Origin of the sequence: Agrobacterium sp. CNPSo 2736 (assembly GCF_004005385.1) — a bacterium.
In the GTDB taxonomy this organism is placed as follows: Bacteria; Pseudomonadota; Alphaproteobacteria; order Rhizobiales; family Rhizobiaceae; genus Agrobacterium; species Agrobacterium leguminum.
The window spans coordinates 302,559-320,407 of record NZ_RZTX01000005.1 but is presented as its reverse complement, the minus strand read 5'-3'; the positions used below and the strand labels follow the sequence as shown (position 1 = coordinate 320,407).

17 protein-coding genes and 1 tRNA gene are annotated in these 17,849 nt (G+C 60.3%); 8 read left to right on the top strand and 10 right to left on the bottom strand.

Translation table 11 applies throughout. From position 1 onward, the window contains the following. Positions 1-41: 41 nt before the first annotated feature. The 4 genes from EM858_RS11755 to EM858_RS11735 form a co-directional block, all read right to left on the bottom strand. Complete coding sequence (locus EM858_RS11755; protein WP_127756828.1) at positions 42-854, bottom strand: class I SAM-dependent methyltransferase; 813 nt, start codon at positions 852-854, stop codon at positions 42-44. A gap of 175 nt (positions 855-1,029) precedes the next feature. After that, a tRNA-Arg gene (locus EM858_RS11750) sits at positions 1,030-1,106 on the bottom strand. Between the two features lie 217 nt (positions 1,107-1,323). Beyond that, positions 1,324-2,742: a HAMP domain-containing sensor histidine kinase gene (locus tag EM858_RS11740; RefSeq protein WP_164865413.1), complete on the bottom strand. Its 1,419-nt coding sequence runs from the start codon at positions 2,740-2,742 to the stop codon at positions 1,324-1,326. A 250-nt stretch (positions 2,743-2,992) separates the two neighbouring features. Further along, on the bottom strand, positions 2,993-5,041 hold the full coding sequence (locus tag EM858_RS11735) for a methyl-accepting chemotaxis protein (protein ID WP_127756786.1): 2,049 nt from the start codon (positions 5,039-5,041) through the stop codon (positions 2,993-2,995). A 351-nt stretch (positions 5,042-5,392) separates the two neighbouring features. Between EM858_RS11735 and rpmH the strand changes: the two genes are divergently transcribed. Genes rpmH through yihA form a run of 4 tightly spaced genes read left to right on the top strand, consistent with a single transcriptional unit; the run spans position 5,393 to position 8,411 of the window. After that, positions 5,393-5,530, top strand: a complete 138-nt coding sequence (gene rpmH, locus EM858_RS11730) for a 50S ribosomal protein L34 (protein ID WP_003493611.1) — start codon at positions 5,393-5,395, stop codon at positions 5,528-5,530. A gap of 36 nt (positions 5,531-5,566) precedes the next feature. After that, entirely contained in the window at positions 5,567-5,950 is a 384-nt protein-coding gene (gene rnpA, locus EM858_RS11725; RefSeq protein ID WP_003520031.1) for a ribonuclease P protein component, read from the top strand. Beyond that, a complete protein-coding gene (yidC, locus tag EM858_RS11720; protein ID WP_127756785.1) occupies positions 5,950-7,761 on the top strand; it encodes a membrane protein insertase YidC in 1,812 nt (603 codons plus the stop codon). The genes rnpA and yidC overlap by 1 nt, the downstream gene beginning before the upstream one ends. Further along, positions 7,758-8,411: a ribosome biogenesis GTP-binding protein YihA/YsxC gene (gene yihA / locus EM858_RS11715; RefSeq protein ID WP_127756784.1), complete on the top strand. Its 654-nt coding sequence runs from the start codon at positions 7,758-7,760 to the stop codon at positions 8,409-8,411. The genes yidC and yihA overlap by 4 nt, the downstream gene beginning before the upstream one ends. 12 nt (positions 8,412-8,423) lie before the next feature. Here the strand turns inward: yihA and EM858_RS11710 are convergent, their stop codons facing one another. After that, on the bottom strand, positions 8,424-8,801 hold the full coding sequence (locus tag EM858_RS11710; RefSeq protein WP_127756783.1) for a hypothetical protein: 378 nt from the start codon (positions 8,799-8,801) through the stop codon (positions 8,424-8,426). A gap of 271 nt (positions 8,802-9,072) precedes the next feature. Here EM858_RS11710 and argB point away from each other — a divergent pair, with 271 nt between their 5' ends. Further along, positions 9,073-9,957 (top strand): acetylglutamate kinase, encoded by an 885-nt coding sequence (gene argB / locus EM858_RS11705; protein ID WP_003503698.1) that lies wholly within the window; start codon positions 9,073-9,075, stop codon positions 9,955-9,957. Positions 9,958-10,003: 46 nt separating this feature from the next. Here argB and EM858_RS11700 read toward each other — a convergent pair whose 3' ends face one another. Then, the gene (locus EM858_RS11700) at positions 10,004-10,921 is read right to left on the bottom strand and encodes a DMT family transporter (protein WP_031234346.1); all 918 of its coding nucleotides are present in this window, start codon (positions 10,919-10,921) and stop codon (positions 10,004-10,006) included. Between the two features lie 106 nt (positions 10,922-11,027). Here EM858_RS11700 and EM858_RS11695 point away from each other — a divergent pair, with 106 nt between their 5' ends. Together EM858_RS11695 and EM858_RS11690 are read left to right on the top strand one after the other, a co-directional pair. Further along, positions 11,028-11,741 carry a pyrimidine 5'-nucleotidase gene (locus tag EM858_RS11695; protein WP_127756782.1) on the top strand — a complete coding sequence of 238 codons (714 nt, stop codon included), beginning with the start codon at positions 11,028-11,030 and terminating at the stop codon, positions 11,739-11,741. A gap of 100 nt (positions 11,742-11,841) precedes the next feature. Then, positions 11,842-12,459, top strand: coding sequence for an EF-hand domain-containing protein (locus tag EM858_RS11690; RefSeq protein ID WP_127756781.1), 618 nt, complete (start codon positions 11,842-11,844; stop codon positions 12,457-12,459). A gap of 41 nt (positions 12,460-12,500) precedes the next feature. Here EM858_RS11690 and EM858_RS11685 read toward each other — a convergent pair whose 3' ends face one another. Continuing rightward, positions 12,501-12,758, bottom strand: a complete 258-nt coding sequence (locus EM858_RS11685) for a DUF1150 family protein (protein ID WP_003520040.1) — start codon at positions 12,756-12,758, stop codon at positions 12,501-12,503. Between the two features lie 56 nt (positions 12,759-12,814). Beyond that, positions 12,815-13,240 (bottom strand): Hsp20 family protein, encoded by a 426-nt coding sequence (locus EM858_RS11680; RefSeq protein ID WP_010970852.1) that lies wholly within the window; start codon positions 13,238-13,240, stop codon positions 12,815-12,817. Between the two features lie 207 nt (positions 13,241-13,447). Here EM858_RS11680 and EM858_RS11675 point away from each other — a divergent pair, with 207 nt between their 5' ends. Further along, positions 13,448-14,392 (top strand): nucleoside hydrolase, encoded by a 945-nt coding sequence (locus EM858_RS11675; RefSeq protein ID WP_065654563.1) that lies wholly within the window; start codon positions 13,448-13,450, stop codon positions 14,390-14,392. A gap of 70 nt (positions 14,393-14,462) precedes the next feature. Here the strand turns inward: EM858_RS11675 and EM858_RS11670 are convergent, their stop codons facing one another. Both EM858_RS11670 and EM858_RS11665 read right to left on the bottom strand, forming a co-directional pair. Continuing rightward, on the bottom strand, positions 14,463-16,796 hold the full coding sequence (locus tag EM858_RS11670; RefSeq protein WP_127756780.1) for a methyl-accepting chemotaxis protein: 2,334 nt from the start codon (positions 16,794-16,796) through the stop codon (positions 14,463-14,465). Positions 16,797-16,962: 166 nt separating this feature from the next. After that, positions 16,963-17,823, bottom strand: a complete 861-nt coding sequence (locus tag EM858_RS11665; protein ID WP_035236622.1) for an LOG family protein — start codon at positions 17,821-17,823, stop codon at positions 16,963-16,965. Between the last annotated feature and the right edge of the window lie 26 nt (positions 17,824-17,849).

Here is a 17,849-nt window from a genome sequence, read left to right as displayed (position 1 = left end):
GTTCGCATTTATAGGCTGAGAACCAGTTCAGCAGCGCCGGTTTAAACGGCGGCGAGAATCACATGCGCCTGAATTTTGGCGGCAACCGCGCCACCGCCATGCCGCGCTTCAATCGCCGCGGCTGCGCAATCTGTCGCGGTGTCGAGCCCTCCCGGTGCTCTCGCCTCAATTTCCGTCCGAAGCACGGTTCCCTGACAATAAGCCATGGCCGGAATGCGTGGCGAAGAGGCGCGGCTCTGCGCGGTCACCGTCTCAATCGTCACGCGGGAAAAGCCGGCCTCCTCCAGCTCGCGGCGAATGAGTGCCGTGTCATGATAACCGTGCGGGGTACGGGCCATGAAGCGCGGCGGATCATCGGGGAACAGGCGCGCCAGGGCGTTCGTCACATCATCCGCGAAGTGATTTTCCTCAATGCGGTCCCATACATTGAATAAATAATGCCCGCCGGGCTTCAATACCCGCTTTGCCTCGCGATAGGCCGACAAGCGGTCATTAAAGAACATCGCGCCGAACTGGCAGAAAACGAGATCGAACACAGCGTTTTCAAAAGGCAATGTCTGAGCATCTACCTGCTGCCATTTTATGCGGCGATCCGGCGCCTGTTGCGACGCCGCAAAATCGAGCATCGGCTGGTTGAGATCGGTCACCACATAGTTTGCCGCGGGCAATAATCGGCGGGCCAATTCGCGCGTGACGACGCCGGTGCCTGCGGCGATTTCCAGAATATCAATCGGCATCAAGGCAGCCGCCCGGCGCGCCAGATCGGCGGCGAATGGCGCAAAAATCAGCGGCACCATATAGCGGTCGTAATTTTCCGGGATCGAACCCGCAAACACCTTGTCCGCTTCCAACATGGCTTTCACCCCGGGAACAGCTGATGATCGGGTGATTTTAACATATCTTCGGGACGTTCGGAATTCACTCGGTCCTGCGGAGCGTCGAAGCATCCGCCTGAACGGACTTACCGACATCAGCCATATCGCACGCGGGGGGCGATTGTCTCAGTATCTAATTTTATGGGAAGAGAAATGGCGCACCCGAAGAGATTCGAACTCCTGACCCCCAGATTCGTAGTCTGGTGCTCTATCCAGCTGAGCTACGGGTGCGTGCCGTTCCGGTCGTTTCCGGTGGCGTGGCGATCCTCTAAAACGTCCTCATTCCGAATGCAAGCGATTTCGCTTCGAAATTGTCATTTTTCCGCAGCAATTCATTTATCTCCTTGATTATATTAGAAATTCCATGCGGATCATTTTCCACGAGCCAGATACCGTGTCCGTTTGAGCGGGGAGAATGATTGCGCGAACCGGCTGCGGAGCAGGTTTTTCAGGCGGTTCTGGCCGCCTGTACGGAAGCGGCGCGGTCGGCGATCTCGATGCGGAACTGCGTGCCGGGACCGGGCTTTTCGACGAGTGCGATGGTGCCGCCATGGGCAAGCACGAGTTCGCGGGCAATGACTAGCCCGAGGCCCGTGCCGCCGGAGCGGGCCGAACCCCTGAACGCGGAGAACAGGTTCTCCTTGGCCTTGCGCGGCATGCCCGGCCCATTGTCGTCGATGACGATGCTGACGACGCTGCCGGCTCTCTGGGCCGAGATGGAAAGATGCCGAAGTCCGGCATTCGCGGTATCGGATTGCAGGGCCTGAACGGCATTGCGACAGAGATTGTGGATGACCCGGAAAAGCTGCTCGGAATCCGCATCCACCGTGAGGTCGGGGGGGACGCTGTCCTGAAATTCTATACCGCTGTCCGGATCGAGCGCCAGAATATCGCGCACATCCCGCACCAGAAGGCTCAACTGCACCATCTTGCGTTTCGGTGCGCCTTCGGTCGCCTGGCCATAGGCCAGAACCTCGCCGGTATAAGCCACGGCGCGGTCGATGGTGCGCAGCAGTTTCGGCGCGAAGCTCCTGACCATCGGATCCTTGGCATCCACCAGACGGTCCGACATGAGCTGCGCGGAGGACAGGATGTTGCGCATGTCGTGATTGATCTTCGAGACCGCGAGGCCGAGATCCACGAGGTTCTTCTGCTGGCGCAGGGTTTTCTGCAGTTCTGTCTGCATGTCGGCAAGGTGGCGGCCCGCAACCGCCAGTTCGTCTGCCCCCTGCTCGGGCACGAAAATCCGCTCGGGATTGCCCGGATCCTCGGAAAAGTTCTGCATGCCGAGCGTCAGCCGGCGTATGGGCCGGATCATGATGCGATTGATGGAGATGAAGATCAGGCCTGCGGTGATCAGCGACAGGACGATGGAAATCAGGAAAACGTTGCGGGCATAGGCAAGCATTGCCGCCCGCAGCTTGTTTTCGCCGAGCACCAGTTCGATGATCGTGTCGCTGTCGCCGACGACATCGAAAACGCGGATGACGCGGTTGCCGCCGAACAGCAGGGTGGAAAAGGCGTCCCGCACCGCAGCCACCTGCGAAACGTCGGAAAGATCATATTGCTCATCGACACCCGGCGGCGTTTCCGCCACGGCGAGCAGGCGTGAGGTGCCGTCCTTGCGCAGCGCGATAAGCTTCGCCCCGGTTGCCATCAGCGTGTCGTTCTGCACGCTTCGCGGCAGTTCGGCCTGCAGGCCGTCGATGACAGCGCCAGCGGCCGCAGCCGTATTCAGACGGTCGCGCAACCATGAAAGACGCATATTGGCGACGGAAGGCACGAAGATCAGCACTTCGGCGATCATCACGAAGATGACCGTGAGCAGCAGCAGCCGTCCCGAAAGACCGGCGGTCAATCCCGGCATGCAATGCACCGGATCGTCTTGCGTGCGGTCCAAGCTGTCTACGCCTTTAGAAAACACCGGGCCATGATCCTGTATGCGCGCCGCTGCTTGCGTGGAACGGCTCGGTTTATATGCAGCGATGATAATAGGACCTAATGGATATTTTTCCAATGCGCTGCAAAATAAAGGTTTTCATTGCCGGAAAAACAAACGCCGCCCGGCAGGGGCGGCGTTCGAAGGTAAGCCGGTTTTGAAGCAACCCGCCGGTCGCCTAGAACTCCTGCCAGTCGCCATGGGCGGATGCCGCCGCGGGCTGGGCATTGAGCGCGCGGCTGACGCTGTTCATCAATTTGCGGGCCGGAGACGCCACCGCCGGCGTCCTGCCGGAGACCGCCACCGGTCCGGCGGAAACCGTCATCGGCCTCGCGGGCTGCTCGATGCGGGGGCTGCGCTGCACATTCTCGGCGCCGACGTTGAAGCGCGCCACGAGCGTCACGAGATGGTCGGCCTCGCTGCTCAGCTTGTGGGTTGCGGCCGAAGTCTCCTCCACCATGGCGGCGTTGCGCTGCGTTACCTGATCCATCTGGTTGATGGCGGTATTCACTTCATGCAGGCCGGTAGACTGTTCCCTGGCGGCCGTGGCGATCGAATGGATGTGCTCATTGATTGCCAGAACGCGTGTTTCGATTTCGCTCAGTGCGCCGCCGGTTCTCTGCACCAGCGATACGCCACGCCCGACCTCTTCGCCGGATTTGGTGATCAGCGCCTTGATGTCCTTCGCCGCCGTTGCGGATCGTTGCGCAAGCTCCCGCACTTCCTGAGCGACGACGGCAAAGCCCTTGCCGGCTTCACCCGCACGCGCGGCTTCCACGCCGGCATTCAGCGCCAGCAGGTTGGTTTGGAAGGCGATTTCGTCGATGACGTTGATGATCTGGCTGATTTCGCGCGAGGCGTGCTCGATGCGATCCATGGCGGACACGGCATCGCGCACGACATTGGCGGACTCTTCCGTCTTCTGCTTCGTTTCGGCAACCATGGCGCTGGCTTCCTGCGCACGGTCGGTCGAATTGCGGACGACGGCGGTGATCTCATCCAGAGCGGCGGAGGTTTCCTCCAGCGCCGCGGCCTGCTGCTCGGTCCGCTTCGACAGGTCGTCGGCCGCCGAGCGCAATTCGTTCGCGTTGCCGCTGATGCCTTCCGTGCTGCCGCGCACTTCCCGCATCGTCTCGCGCAGCTTGGTCAGCGTCTGGTTGACGTTCTCCTGAAGTTCGGCGAAGACGCCGCGGAACTCGCCATCCATTCTCTCCGTCAGATCGCCCCGCGCAAGGCCTTCGATGACGCGGCTGGTCTCGGATACGCCATTATGGACGCCGGTGAGGAGCGAATTGATTGTCGCGGCGAAACGATTGAGGTTGTCGTCGCCATAATCCTTGTTGATGCGGCGGCTGAAATCGCCCTGGGCCGCAGCGTCGACGACGACGGCCATGCCGGCCTGCAGATCGTCGCTCTTGGCGCGCATGGCGGCTTCCTGGGCATTCATGCGGCGCACTTCGCTGCCGTTTTTCTTGAAGACCTCGACGGCCGCAGCCATTTCGCCGATTTCGTCGTTGCGGCCGAGATAGGGGACGTCCGCGTCGAGATTTCCATCGGCCACGGCATTCATCACCTGCGAAACCCTGCGGATGGGCGCGCTGAGCTGCCGCGTTCCGATGTAGAGGCCGAAGGCGGCTCCCGCGCCGACACCGGCAACCGTCACCGCGACGATCACCCAGAATATGGCGGTGCTGAAAGAATCGACTCCTGCCTTCACGACTTCGAGTTCTGCCAGGTCGTTTTTCACGACGCTGTCGATCTCCGCCTGATAGGCCTTGCGGTTGGCGCGGTTCGCCTCGTTATTGCCCTGCTGGCTGGCGGCCTGCGGCCCGTTTTCCTTCGCCAGTCGCACGGTCTCCAGACGGAAGGTGCGGAATTCCTTGGACCGGCCGACAAGCTTGTCGAAACTCGCCTGTTGTTCCGCCGGCACGAGCGGCGCCCAGCTGGCAATGAGCTTTTCCATGGCGTCGAGGTTTTTGACCATGCCGTCGGCGAAGGGGGTGGCTGCCGCCACATCGGCTGCCGCGTAGACACCGCGCGCCTCCATGACGACTGCCGTTACCAGGCGGTTGAGCGCCTCGCCCTTGTAGGCCCTTTCGGCCGCTTCCTCGAAGTGATGCGACCGAACCCAGAATTCGTTGATCGCATAGATGGACAGCCCGCCAATGGTACAGGCCACAAGGCTCATCAGCCCGACAAGTAGATTGATACGACCGCGAATTCTCAACTTCGTTCCCCCAACAAAAACCAGCCGCGCGATGAAAATGGGAAGCTGGCATAACTTTTCGCGTCACAAGATTTATCAATGCTGCGTTAAGAAAGAATTTCAGATTTTATCGATTGCGCGCCGGAATCGGCCCCTATCGGCAGTCGGCGAAGGAGACGACGGTGCGTTTTCCGCAAAAGGTGAAGCGCGAAAACCCCTTCGGCAATTGACTTTGCTCGGCCTATGCCCTTATAAGCCGCGCACGCTCGGCCATTGAAAGCTCGCCCAGGCGGGGTTAGCCGTGCAAAAAACGAAACGCTCTTGCAAATTATTGCAAATTCAAGAAGGGCCGCACACCGCGGTATTAAATAAATGTCGAAGCGTACTTACCAACCGTCCAAGCTTGTCCGCAAGCGTCGCCATGGCTTCCGCGCCCGTATGGCTACCGCTGGCGGCCGCAAGGTTCTCGCAGCCCGCCGTGCGCGCGGCCGCGCTCGTCTTTCGGCTTAATTGCCGCCTCTGTGACCCGGTGAAAGTCGCGGGCACATGAGTAAGACAGGAAAACTGCCCGGCCGGCTTAAAAACCGGTCGGATTTCCTTGCCGTTCAGGCAGGAGAAAAACGGCGGGGAGGCACCTTTCTTCTGGAAGTGCTTGACCGGAAAGCCCCGGAAACCGAGCCTCGCGTCGGTTTTACCGTAACGAAAAGACAAGGCAACGCGGTCGAGCGAAATCGCATGCGCCGCCGTCTCAAGGAAGCCGTCAGGCTTTCTGCCGGATTCGCAATGAAGCCCGGTCATGACTATGTGATTGTCGCCCGCAGGGACGTGCTCGATACGGCCTTCCCGAAACTTCAGTCTCTCCTTAACGAGCGAATTGAAGGAACGGCGAAACCGAAACGGTCCCAGGAGACCCGCTCCAGGAAAGAATGATGGAAAAGAACCGTAATTACTTCATCGCGATAGCCCTTTCGGTTGTCATCGTCCTCGCCTGGCAATTCCTTTACATGAATCCGCGTATCGAGCAGCAGCGCCGCGCCGAAGAGGCCCGCCAGGCGCAGCAGCAGCAGCAGCAGACGACGCAGCAACAGCAGCCGGCGCCGGGTGCAGCACCAGGCGCCGCCGTTGAAGGCGCACCGCCCGCCTCCTCACCGCAGACTGCCGCCACGGCGACCCGCGAAGAGTCGATTGCAAGAACCCAGCGCGTGGCCATCGAGACCAACGCCATCGCCGGCTCGATCAACCTTACCGGCGCCCGCTTCGATGACATCCGGCTCAAGGACTACCATGAGACCGTCGATGACTCGAGCCCGATCATCACGCTGTTCTCGCCCTCCGACACCAAGGACGGCTACTTCACCGAACTCGGTTACGTTGCGGCACAGGAAGTCGGCGGCGTTCCCGGTCCGACCACCGTCTGGACGCTGGCAAGCGGCGACAAGCTGACGGAAACCACCCCGGTCACCCTCACCTACACCAATTCCAAGGGTGTGGTTTTCTCCCGTACGGTTTCGATCGACGAGCATTACATGATCTCGGTCGCCGACAAGGTCGAGAACCCCGGACAGGCTGCGGTCTCCTTCGCCACCTATGGCCGCGTGACGCGTAACAACAAGCCAGCGATCCCGCCCGTCTTCGTCATCCATGAAGGCTTTCTTGGCGTTTCGGGCAAAGACGGCAGCCTGACGGAAGAAAAATACAAGGATGTTGAAGAAGCACCGGTAACTATTGCCAAGGCAACCGGCGGCTGGCTCGGCATCACCGACAAATATTGGGCTGCTGCCATCGTTCCGCCGCAGACGACGCCGTTCGAAACCCGCTTTTCGCATATCACCGGCAATCAGCCGAGCTATCAGGCCGATTTCAAGAGCGACACGATGACGGTCGAGCCCGGCCAGTCGATCGAGCTGAAGAGCCTCGTTTTCGCTGGCGCCAAGGAAGTGCCGCTGGTCGACCGTTACGAGACGACCTACGCCATTCCGAAGTTCGACCTTCTGATCGACTGGGGCTGGTTCTACTTCATCACCAAGCCGATGTTCAAACTGATGGATTTCTTCTTCCGTTATTTTGGCAATTTCGGCGTGGCGATCCTGCTTACCACCATCGTCGTCAAGGCGCTCTTCTTCCCGCTCGCCAGCAAGCAATATGCTTCCATGGCGAACATGAAGCGCGTGCAGCCGAAGATGGAAGAGCTGAAGGCCAAGCATGGCGATGACCGCATGGCCATGCAGCAGGCGATGATGCAGCTCTACAAGGAAGAGAAGATCAACCCGGTTGCCGGCTGCTGGCCGATGCTGCTGCAGATCCCGGTCTTCTTCGCGCTCTACAAGGTCATCTACGTCACCATCGAAATGCGGCATGCGCCGTTCTTCGGCTGGATTCACGACCTTTCCGCGCCCGATCCGACGTCGCTGTTCAACCTCTTCGGCCTTCTGCCCTATGATGTGCCGCACTTCCTGATGATCGGTGTCTGGCCACTTGTCATGGGCATCACCATGTTCCTGCAGATGCGCATGAACCCGACTCCGCCCGATCCGACGCAGGCGATGATCTTCAACTGGATGCCGCTGATCTTCACCTTCATGCTGGCCTCCTTCCCGGCCGGTCTGGTCATCTACTGGGCATGGAACAATACGCTGTCCATCACCCAGCAGGCCGTCATCATGAAGCGCCAGGGCGCCAAGATCGAGCTGTTCGACAACATCAAGGGGCTGTTCAAGCGAAAGCCGGTGCAATCGAAATGAGTGAGACCGGCACGGCAACCGAAAAGCCCCTGTTCGGGCGACCCTGGATCTTCATTCGCGGCGTTCCCGCAATGAAATTCCTGCCGCCCGAAGGCCCGCCGGAGATTGCCTTCGCCGGTCGTTCGAATGTCGGCAAGTCCTCGCTCATCAATGCGCTGGTGGGCCATAAGGGGCTCGCCCGCACATCCAATACGCCCGGACGCACGCAGGAACTCAACTATTTCGTTCCGGATGGTTATTCCGGCGAAGCGGGCGATCTGCCTCCGATGGCGCTGGTCGACATGCCCGGTTATGGTTATGCGCAGGCCCCCAAGGATCAGGTCGACGCCTGGACCAAGCTCGTCTTCGATTATCTGCGCGGCCGTGCGACCCTGAAGCGCGTTTACGTGCTGATCGATTCCCGCCACGGCGTGAAAAAGAATGACGAGGAGGTTCTGAACCTGCTCGACAAGGCGGCCGTTTCCTACCAGATCGTGCTGACGAAGACGGACAAGATCAAGGATGCCGGCGTTCCGCGTCTGATCGGCGAAACGCTGGAGAAAATCCGCAAGCGTCCCGCCGCCTATCCGGAAGTCCTCGCCACATCCTCGGAAAAATCATTCGGGCTGGATAGCCTGCGGGCCGAGATCGTCAGAACGATCTCTCTTTGAGAGGCACGCCTCTCAGGCGATGGTGAAAAGCAGAACGGCGGTCCAGAGCGTCGACGTCAACGCCAGAAGGCGCCAGAAGCGCACGGAATGCCAGACCTCCGAAAGCATGGCTGCGAACATGCTGCCACCCCGCAGCGGCTGGCCCCTGAACGGCAGGCCGGAGCGGCTTGGGTCCCGCTCCAGCAGCGCGGCGACGGTCGCGTTTTCGCGATATTCGGTTTCCGCCAGATTGTCCCGCCAGCGCCTGACCATGGCCGCGAACTGGCGGTCGCGTTTGACGCGCTTGGCAAGCTCCGCCATGCTTTCCGGCGGCAGGGCACCCAGCACATATTCGCCCGCAAGGACTTCATCCCGCAAACCGCTTTGCTTGTCTCGATCGGGTGCCGTCATGTGGTCTCTCGCTCCTCGGTCGTTCAGGTCAGCATCGCTTCCGCGGCGCGCGACATCCCATATCGCCCTGAATTAACCCCTCCCCTTTCCCCTGCAAGGCTGGTCCCATTGGGCCTTTATGTCAATCGCATTACAGCGCTGGGACAGCCAAAAAAAAGAAATTTGACCGCTGCCGACACAATAAGGCCAGGAGGTTATTTCATCCGTCAAAGACTTGCTTTAGAGCGGTGACAGGCTTTCAACGGCCGCAACCACAGACCGAGGTTTTTAGATGACGTCTTCCGAAAGCGAAACTCAGGCGCGGCTGCTCGCACAGGCTCTGCCTTTCATGCAGAAATACGAGAACAAGACCATCGTGGTGAAATATGGCGGCCACGCCATGGGGGATTCCACGCTCGGCAAGGCTTTCGCGGAAGACATCGCCCTTTTGAAGCAATCGGGCATTAACCCCATCGTCGTGCATGGCGGCGGCCCGCAGATCGGCGCGATGCTGACCAAGATGGGCATCGAATCGAAATTCGAGGGCGGCCTGCGCGTCACTGACGCCAAGACGGTCGAGATCGTCGAAATGGTTCTGGCCGGCTCGATCAACAAGGAAATCGTCGCCCTCATCAACCAGACGGGCGAATGGGCCATCGGCCTGTGCGGCAAGGACGGCAACATGGTCTTCGCCGAAAAGGCGAAAAAGACCGTCATCGATCCCGACAGCAATATCGAACGTGTGCTCGATCTCGGCTTCGTCGGCGAAGTCACCGAAGTCGACCGCACCCTGCTCGACCTGCTCGCCAAGTCGGAAATGATCCCGGTCATCGCCCCGGTCGCACCTGGCCGCGATGGCGCCACCTACAATATCAACGCCGATACCTTCGCCGGCGCGATTGCGGGTGCGCTTCACGCCTCGCGTCTGCTGTTTCTCACCGACGTTCCCGGCGTTCTCGACAAGAACAAGGAACTCATCAAGGAACTTACCGTCTCGCAGGCGCGTGCGCTCATCAAGGACGGCACGATTTCCGGTGGTATGATCCCGAAGGTCGAGACCTGCATCGACGCTATCAAGGCCGGTGTTCAGGGCGTGGTGATCCTCAACGGCAAGACGCCCCACTCCGTCCTTCTGGAAATCTTCACGGAAGGCGCCGGCACGCTCATCGTGCCCTGATAGGCTTCATGTGGCGGACGGCAAGCCTGTCCGCCACGACAGGCATTCAGCCGAATGCCAGCAGCGACAGCACACCCACGACAATCAGCAGGCAGCCGGACAGTTCGAGCCGGTTGATCTTCTCCTTGAAGAAAAGCACGGTCGAGGCGAAGGCGAAAAGCATCTCAACCTGCGCCAATGCCTTCACCACGGCGGCCTGCTGCAGGGTCATCGCCGTGAACCAGCCGAACGAGGCCGTAGCGCCCACGAAACCGACCGCAAGCGACGGTTTCCACACCCTGGCGATGCGCCGCAACTCTTCCCGCTCGCGCCAGACGATCCACAGGAACATCGAAACCGTCTGCATGACGATGACGACAACGAGGGTAAAACCTGCCTGCATCATCGCGTCCGGAGCGGGAAGGCTCGGCGCAAGCGCAAGCGACGCCGATCGATAGGCGACCGACGACAGGCCGAAGAAAGCGCCCGAGGCAAGGCCGATACCCGCCGTCCGGCTGAAGATCGAGGTGAAGAAGGAAGCGGGCGTGACTTCCGTGCGCGCCACCGAAATCAGCATGACGCCGGCGACCGAGATGGCGATGGCCGCCAATGTGCCGCCATTGACGCTTTCCCCGATGAAGATAAGCGCGAACAGTGCCGCCTGCGCCGGTTCTGTGCGGGAATAGGCCGTTCCAACCGCGAAGTTGCGAAACGAGAACAGGTGCACCAGCAGGAAGGTGGCGGCAATCTGCGCCATGGCGCCGACCGTCGCCCACACGGCAAAGGACGTGTTGGGCACCGGCAGTGGGCGACCGAGCCCGAAATGCAGGAAAGCAAGATAGGCGAGAGCGAAAGGCATGCCGAACACGAAGCGCACGAAGGTCGCGCCCGTGGTGCCCATCATGCCCTTGAGGTGCTTCTGCAGGGTCGAGCGCAGGTTCTGCAAGAACGCGCTTGCGAAAGTGATGCCTATCCAGAGTTCCATGGCTTTGGCGGTATCATGGGCCGGAGGCCGCAGCCAAGCCCGATTTTCTGATCAATCGTCGTCTTTTCGATTTTCTTCGGCCTTCGAAACGGGCATAAAGCAGGCCATGGACACAAAGCCGAAAAACCTGCCAGAAGCCGCCGATTTCGACCATGTGAGCGAATGGGTCTTCGATCTCGACAACACGCTCTATCCGCATCACATCAACCTGTTTTCGCAGATCGACCGTAACATGACGGCTTATGTGGCGGAGCTTCTGAAGCTCGATCCCGACGAGGCCCGGGCACTGCAGAAGCGCTATTATCATGACCACGGCACGACGCTTCAGGGGCTGATGATCCATTACGGCATCAGCCCGGACGAGTTTCTGGAACGCGCCCATGCCATCGATTATTCGGCGCTGAAACCGCATCCGGAACTCGGTGAGGCAATCAAGGCTTTGCCGGGCCGCAAATTCATCCTTACCAACGGCAGCGTCAAACATGCGCAGGCCGCCGCCGGTGCGCTCGGCATTCTCGATCATTTCGAGGATATTTTCGATATCGTCGCCGCAGGCTATCTGCCGAAACCGGCCAGCGCGACCTATGAGAAGTTCGCGGCGCTTGCGAAGCTCGACACGCAAAAGGCCGCCATGTTCGAGGATTTACCGCGCAATCTGGCGGCGCCCAAGGCGCTCGGCATGAAGACCGTTCTGCTCGTCCCCGCCAATCTCGAGGGCATCATCATGGAGCGCTGGGAAATCCCCGCCGCGACGGATGAGCATATCGACTACATCACCGACGACCTGGCCGGCTTCCTGACGAAAACCGTCGCAGGCTGAGCAGCGAACATTACCGAAGCTTCATCCACCTTACGGATGTTTAAGTGGTCGGGCTTGCTGGACGTCACTATCTTCTCTTCAGGGACACCAAAGAAAGGTAATGACGATGACCACACGAAAAATCGCCCTGTCTGCTCTTGGCGCAGCCCTTTTGATCGGCACGGCCGCGACGGCAAGCTTTGCCGCCCCGCCCGCTCCGGGCAAAGGCCATGGCGAGCGCATGCCGATCCGCCAGGAAGCGGCCTTCGTTCACCTGCTGAAGGTGGCTGACACCAACAAGGACGGCAAGGTTTCCAAGGAGGAATTCGCCGCCCGTCAGGACACGCTCTTCACCGAGATCGACAAGGACAAGGACGGCTCGATCACGCCGAAGGAAATGCGTGAGTATCGCCAGGCGAAGATGGAAGCTTTCCGCGCCGCCAATCCGCGCCCCGAGCGTGAGGACGCCAAAGCCGAAGACGGCAAGGGCCCCGAGGGCAAGCGCGCCGAAAGACATGCCGAGCGCGAACATGGCGGCCGTTTCGGCCATCAGGGCTGGGGCAAGCATGGCGGCAAGGGTGCAGGTTTCGCGCTGATCCGCTGGGCCGATACCGACGAGAACGGTCAGGTCAGCAAGGCCGAATTCACCGCCGCCGGCGAAAAGATGTTTGAACGGCTGGACAAGAACAAGGACGGCGTCATCTCCATCGACGACATGCCGGACCGCCCGTTCCTTTAACCCGCTCAAGAAAAAGCCCGCTCAAAAGCGGGCTTTTTTCTTCAATGCAGGCTGACGGTCTGGAGATCGTCTTCGGCAGCCTTGAAAAACGTACTGGACCGGTTGTCCGTCAGGAGGATCGGCGTACCATCTGCACCGAACAGCGCCCAAAGGTCCAATTGCGGATCGAGATCGGGCGCTTCCGGGAAACAGCGGCTGACGTCTTCCGCGCGGATCTTGCGGATATATCCCACTTCTCCTTCGCCGATATGGGCGAGCTGGGATTGGGTGAGACGCGCATGCGCTTCTTTCAACAGCATATTTCAGCCTCCTTCTTCACGCCGAGCGATTCGTGTCGGATTCCGGCGTTCACGTTCTACTCTGAGACGGAAATATTAATTTTCTTCACCACGTTTGAAATTTCCGGCCGGACCAGATCGATGGAAAGAAGGCCGTTGCGCAGGCGCGCTTCCCTGACCTGCATGCCATCGGCAAGCACGAAAACCCGCTGGAACTGGCGCGCCGCGATGCCGCGATAGAGAAAATCGCGTTTCTCCTGTTCCTGCTGGCGTCCGCGAATGACGAGCTGATTATCGGCCGTCGTCACATCCAGATCGTCCTGCGAAAAACCGGCAACCGCGATGGTGATGCGCAGGCGTTCCGGCACGTCTTCCCCACCGGGCAGGCGCTCAATGTTGTAGGGAGGATAGCCGTCATTGGCCTTCGCCATGCGCTCCAGCGTTTTTTCCATGGCATCAAAACCCAGCAGAAGCGGGTGGGTGAATGGCGTCATGCGGCTCATGTCTCTTTTGTCCTTGCAACCAAGCGACGTTTCGCGGTCCCGCTTCCGGCAACCTCGCCGGTCAATCGCACCGGCCCCTGCAATATGGGAAGCACAACCGCAATACGCAAGGCGCGGCGACGAGCAAAGGGGACACCGGGGAATGAGGCTTGACAAGTGAGCATCCGCCGCTCGAAAAAAAGCGCTCATCTCAACGGCGGGCAAGACATGGCAGAACGCAGAAAAATCATTATCGACACCGATCCGGGCCAGGACGACGCGGCGGCAATCATGCTCGCCTTCGCAAGCCCGGAGGAAATCGACATTCTCGGATTGTGCGCCGTCGCCGGCAACGTTCCGCTGAAGCTGACCAGCCGCAACATCCGCATCATCAGCGAATTGTGCGGCCGCACCGATATTCCCGTCTATGAGGGCGCCGAGAAGCCGCTGGTGCGCAAGCCCATCACCGCCGAGCACGTTCACGGCAGCACCGGCCTCGACGGCCCGGTTCTCGATGAGCCGACCATGGAAGCGCAAAAGCAGCACGCGGTCGATTTCATCATCGAAACGCTGATGCGGGAACCCGCCGGCACCGTAACGCTCTGCACGCTCGGCGCGCTGACCAATGTGGCGCTGGCGCTCCTGAAGGCGCCTGAGATCGCCGACCGCGTCAAGGAACTGGTGATGATGGGCGGCGGCTTCTTCGAGGGCGGCAACATCACGCCCGCGGCGGAATTCAACATCTATGTCGATCCGCAGGCCGCCGATATCGTCTTCCGCTCTGGCATGCCGATCGTCATGATGCCGCTCGACGTTACCCATCAGTTGCTGACGACCAAGGCTCGGGTCAGCCGCATTCGCGACATTGGCACACGGCCGGCCATCGCCATGGCGGAAATGCTGGAATTCTTCGAGCGTTTCGACATCGAAAAATATGGCTCGGATGGCGGCCCGCTGCATGATCCGACCGTCATTGCCTATCTCGTCAAACCCGAACTGTTTCAGGGTCGCGAGTGCAATGTCGAAATCGAGGTCCATTCGGAACTCACCATGGGCATGACCGTGGTGGACTGGTGGAATGTTACCGAACGGCCCGCCAATGCCCGCGTGATGCGCAATGTGGATGCCGACGGTTTCTTCGAATTGCTGACGGAACGTTTCGCCCGTCTGTGAAGGAAGCGGACATGAAAAGGGGCCGCTGGCGATACCAGCGGCCCTTTTCATTTGAGGCGGAAATGGCGCGTCAGAACTCCGTCCAGTCATCCTGCGCCAAAGCGTTTGCACCGTTGGCTCTCGGGCGGGCGCGGGGCGCGGCCGGGCGGCCCGACGCCTGCGCCGGAGCGGCGGGTGCACGCATTGCCGCCGCCGTGGCGCGAAGTTGCTGGCTGGAATGGCCGCCGGAAACGGAGAAACCGGCAACGAGCGACTTCAGCGTTTCGGCCTCGCTGTTCAGCGTCACACTCGCAGCGGTAGTTTCTTCCACCATTGCCGCATTCTGCTGGGTCACCTGATCCATTTGGGTGACGGCGGAATTGATCTCCTTGAGGCCGACTGCCTGCTCGCTGGCGGAAGCGGAAATCTGCCGTATCAGCTGGTTGATCTGCAGAACCTGATCGGCGATCTTTTTCATCGTCTCACCGGCCTTGCCGACCAGCTGGACGCCCTCGCCCACCTGCATGGCCGAGGTGTTGATGAGACCCTTGATCTCCTTGGCGGCAGTGGCGGACCGCTGCGCCAGTTCGCGGACTTCCTGTGCGACGACGGCAAAGCCCTTGCCGGCGTCACCGGCGCGGGCGGCTTCCACGCCGGCATTCAGCGCCAGAAGATTGGTCTGGAAGGCGATCTCGTCGATAACCCCGATGATGCGGGAGATTTCGGCCGAGGATTGCGCGATGCCTTCCATGGAATTTACGGCCTGCTGCACGACCTCACCCGACTTGCCCGCATCGTCGCACGCATGGCTGACGGCTCCGGCCGCCTCTGCGGCGTTTTCCGCACTGGAATTGACCTGCGCGGTCAGCTCATTGAGGGCGGCAGCGGTTTCTTCCAGGCTTGCGGCCTGCTGTTCCGTGCGGTGCGAAAGATCGCTGGCGGCGCGGGTGATTTCGCCCGTGCCATTACCGATGCTGACGACGGTTGCATTGACGGTGGAAACGGTTTCCTCGAGGCTCGCAAGCGCCGAGTTGAAGTCTTCGCGCAGCTTCGCATATTCGCCGGGGAACTCGTCCTCGATACGGTAGGTGAGATTGCCCTGCGAAAGCGCATTGAGGCCGGCACCCAGCACGCCGACAATGTGCTGCTGCATGCGGCTGTTTTCAGTCCGCTCGGATTCCGAGCGCTGGCGCGCCGTTTCCGCGTGACCACGCTGGGCCTCGGCTTCGGCCTCCATCTCGCGGATGCCGGCAAGCTTCGCGCGGAAACCTTCCAGTGCGGTAGCCACCGCACCCGTCTCATCCCGACGTTCCTGTCCGGAAACCGGCACATCGTAGTGACCGTCGCTCAGCGTCCTGACGTCGGAAACCAGCGAGGCAAGCGGATTGCGGACGAAATGGCGCACGGCGAAATAAAGCGCGGTGATGACGGCGGCGAGAATGACGATCGCGCCGATGATCATCATGTAGGTCTGTTCCTGAACCGGTGCGTTCAGGGCCTGATGGGGAATATCCACCAGCACCACCCAGGTCGCGTTGAGACCCGGAACGGCGAAGGGATAAACGAGACGATTATAGGGCGCGTCCGTATCGAGGCCGAGATTTTCGATGAGGCCCTGCTTGCCGGAGGTGATCGCCGCCTGAACGGTGCTCGCACCGTCTCCGTCATAGGCTTTCATGTTCTGCGCGGGCGTCGGCGGCACCAGCCACTGGCCGCCCTGCGAAACGAGCGTTACACGGCCGGTCTCGAAAGGATGCAGCGCCTGCAGCTTCTGCGACAGCGAGGCCAGCGAGATATCGACACCCGCCACGCCGATCATCTTGCCGTCCGACATGACCGGATAGGCAAGCGAGGTCATGGTTGTGGGTACTTCCGTGCCTTCGGCGAGATAGGGCTGGGTGATGGCGCCCTTGCCGGATTTGGAGGCGAGCGCATACCATTCCGCCTGATAATCATTCTTGAAGGTCGAGAACTGGATGTCGCCCTTCTGGGTCTTCGACCAATAGGGCGCAAACGCGCCGTTTTCATTGGTGCCGAGATCGAGCCTGCCCGCAATCTCCTTGCTCTGCCCGTCAAAGAGACCGAGCTGCTCGCAGAACCAGCTTCCGAAAGCAAAGGCATTCTGCTCGACATTGGCCTTGAGGATGTTGACGATGCCGGGGCGATCCATCGATTTCGCCTGATGCGCACGGCCGATGACGCCGGCCATGGAGCGCGCGGCGCTGCCGAGTTCACCGACATCGGCGGCGATGACGTTGGCGATGGCGCGCGCTTCGGTATTGGCCTGATCCATGGTCAGCGCGTGCACGCGCTCACTCGTCTGGGAAATGAGGAAGGAATTCGATGCAACGAGAACCGTGGTGATGGCGCAGCCGGTTACGAGGATCAGCTTGGTCGCAAGCGACTTCACTTGGAAATTGAACATTTTGGCCTCGATCAAATCGCCCGCCCGAAAAGGCTGACGTCAACGGATGATAAATCTCCGTCATGGAGGCCCGTCCCCAGGGGACAGTGCGCTGCAGCGCGACGGGGCAAAATTAGAAGAAGATTGCTAATTAAGCCCTAAAATTACTTCGTCGCGCCAAGCATAATCAGTGTTCGTAGTGGGCCGAGATGATTTTCCATGCATCGTCGGCCGTTTCGGCGAAATGCAGAAGATTCATATCTTCAGGCGCGATGGTGCCGAAATCCGCCAGGAATTCGAAATTGATCACCGATCGCCAGAATTTCTCGCCGAACAGGATGAGCGGAATGGGCTCCATGCGCTTCGTCTGGATGAGCGTCAAGGCCTCGAACAATTCGTCCAGCGTGCCGAAACCGCCGGGAAAGATCACCACCGCCTTCGCCCGCATCAGGAAATGCATCTTGCGAATGGCGAAATAGTGGAAGTTGAAGCTCAGCTCCGGCGTGACATAGGGGTTCGGCGCCTGCTCGTGCGGCAGGACGATGTTGAGGCCGATGGACGGGCCGCCGGCATCGGCAGCGCCGCGATTGCCCGCTTCCATGACACCGGGACCGCCGCCAGTGACCACGACATATTCGAGGTGATCGGATTTCGCGGCATAGTCGGTGCAGAGGCGGGCGAATTTACGCGCCTCCTCGTAATAGACCGAGGATTGCTCCAGATTGCGTTTCTGCGTCTCGTTGCGCGCCGCCCAGGCCTCGCCGCCGGGTTCGGGAATGCGGGCGCCGCCGAACATGACGACGGTGGATTTGATGCCGCGCTCGGTCAGCGCCATTTCCGTCTTCAGGAGTTCCAGCTGCAGCCTGACGGGGCGCAATTCCTCACGGCAGAGGAAATCCATGTCCACATAGGCGAGGCGATAGGACGGGGAATCCGACTGCGGTGTTTTTTGAACGACCTCGGCCTGCTGCTTGTCCACGGCACTGCGTTTCAAGGGGTCCCATACCCCGTCCTTGCGCCGCAACTTGCCGTTTTTCAGTCGTGTCATTTCCATGCCTTTCGTCTGACGCGCCA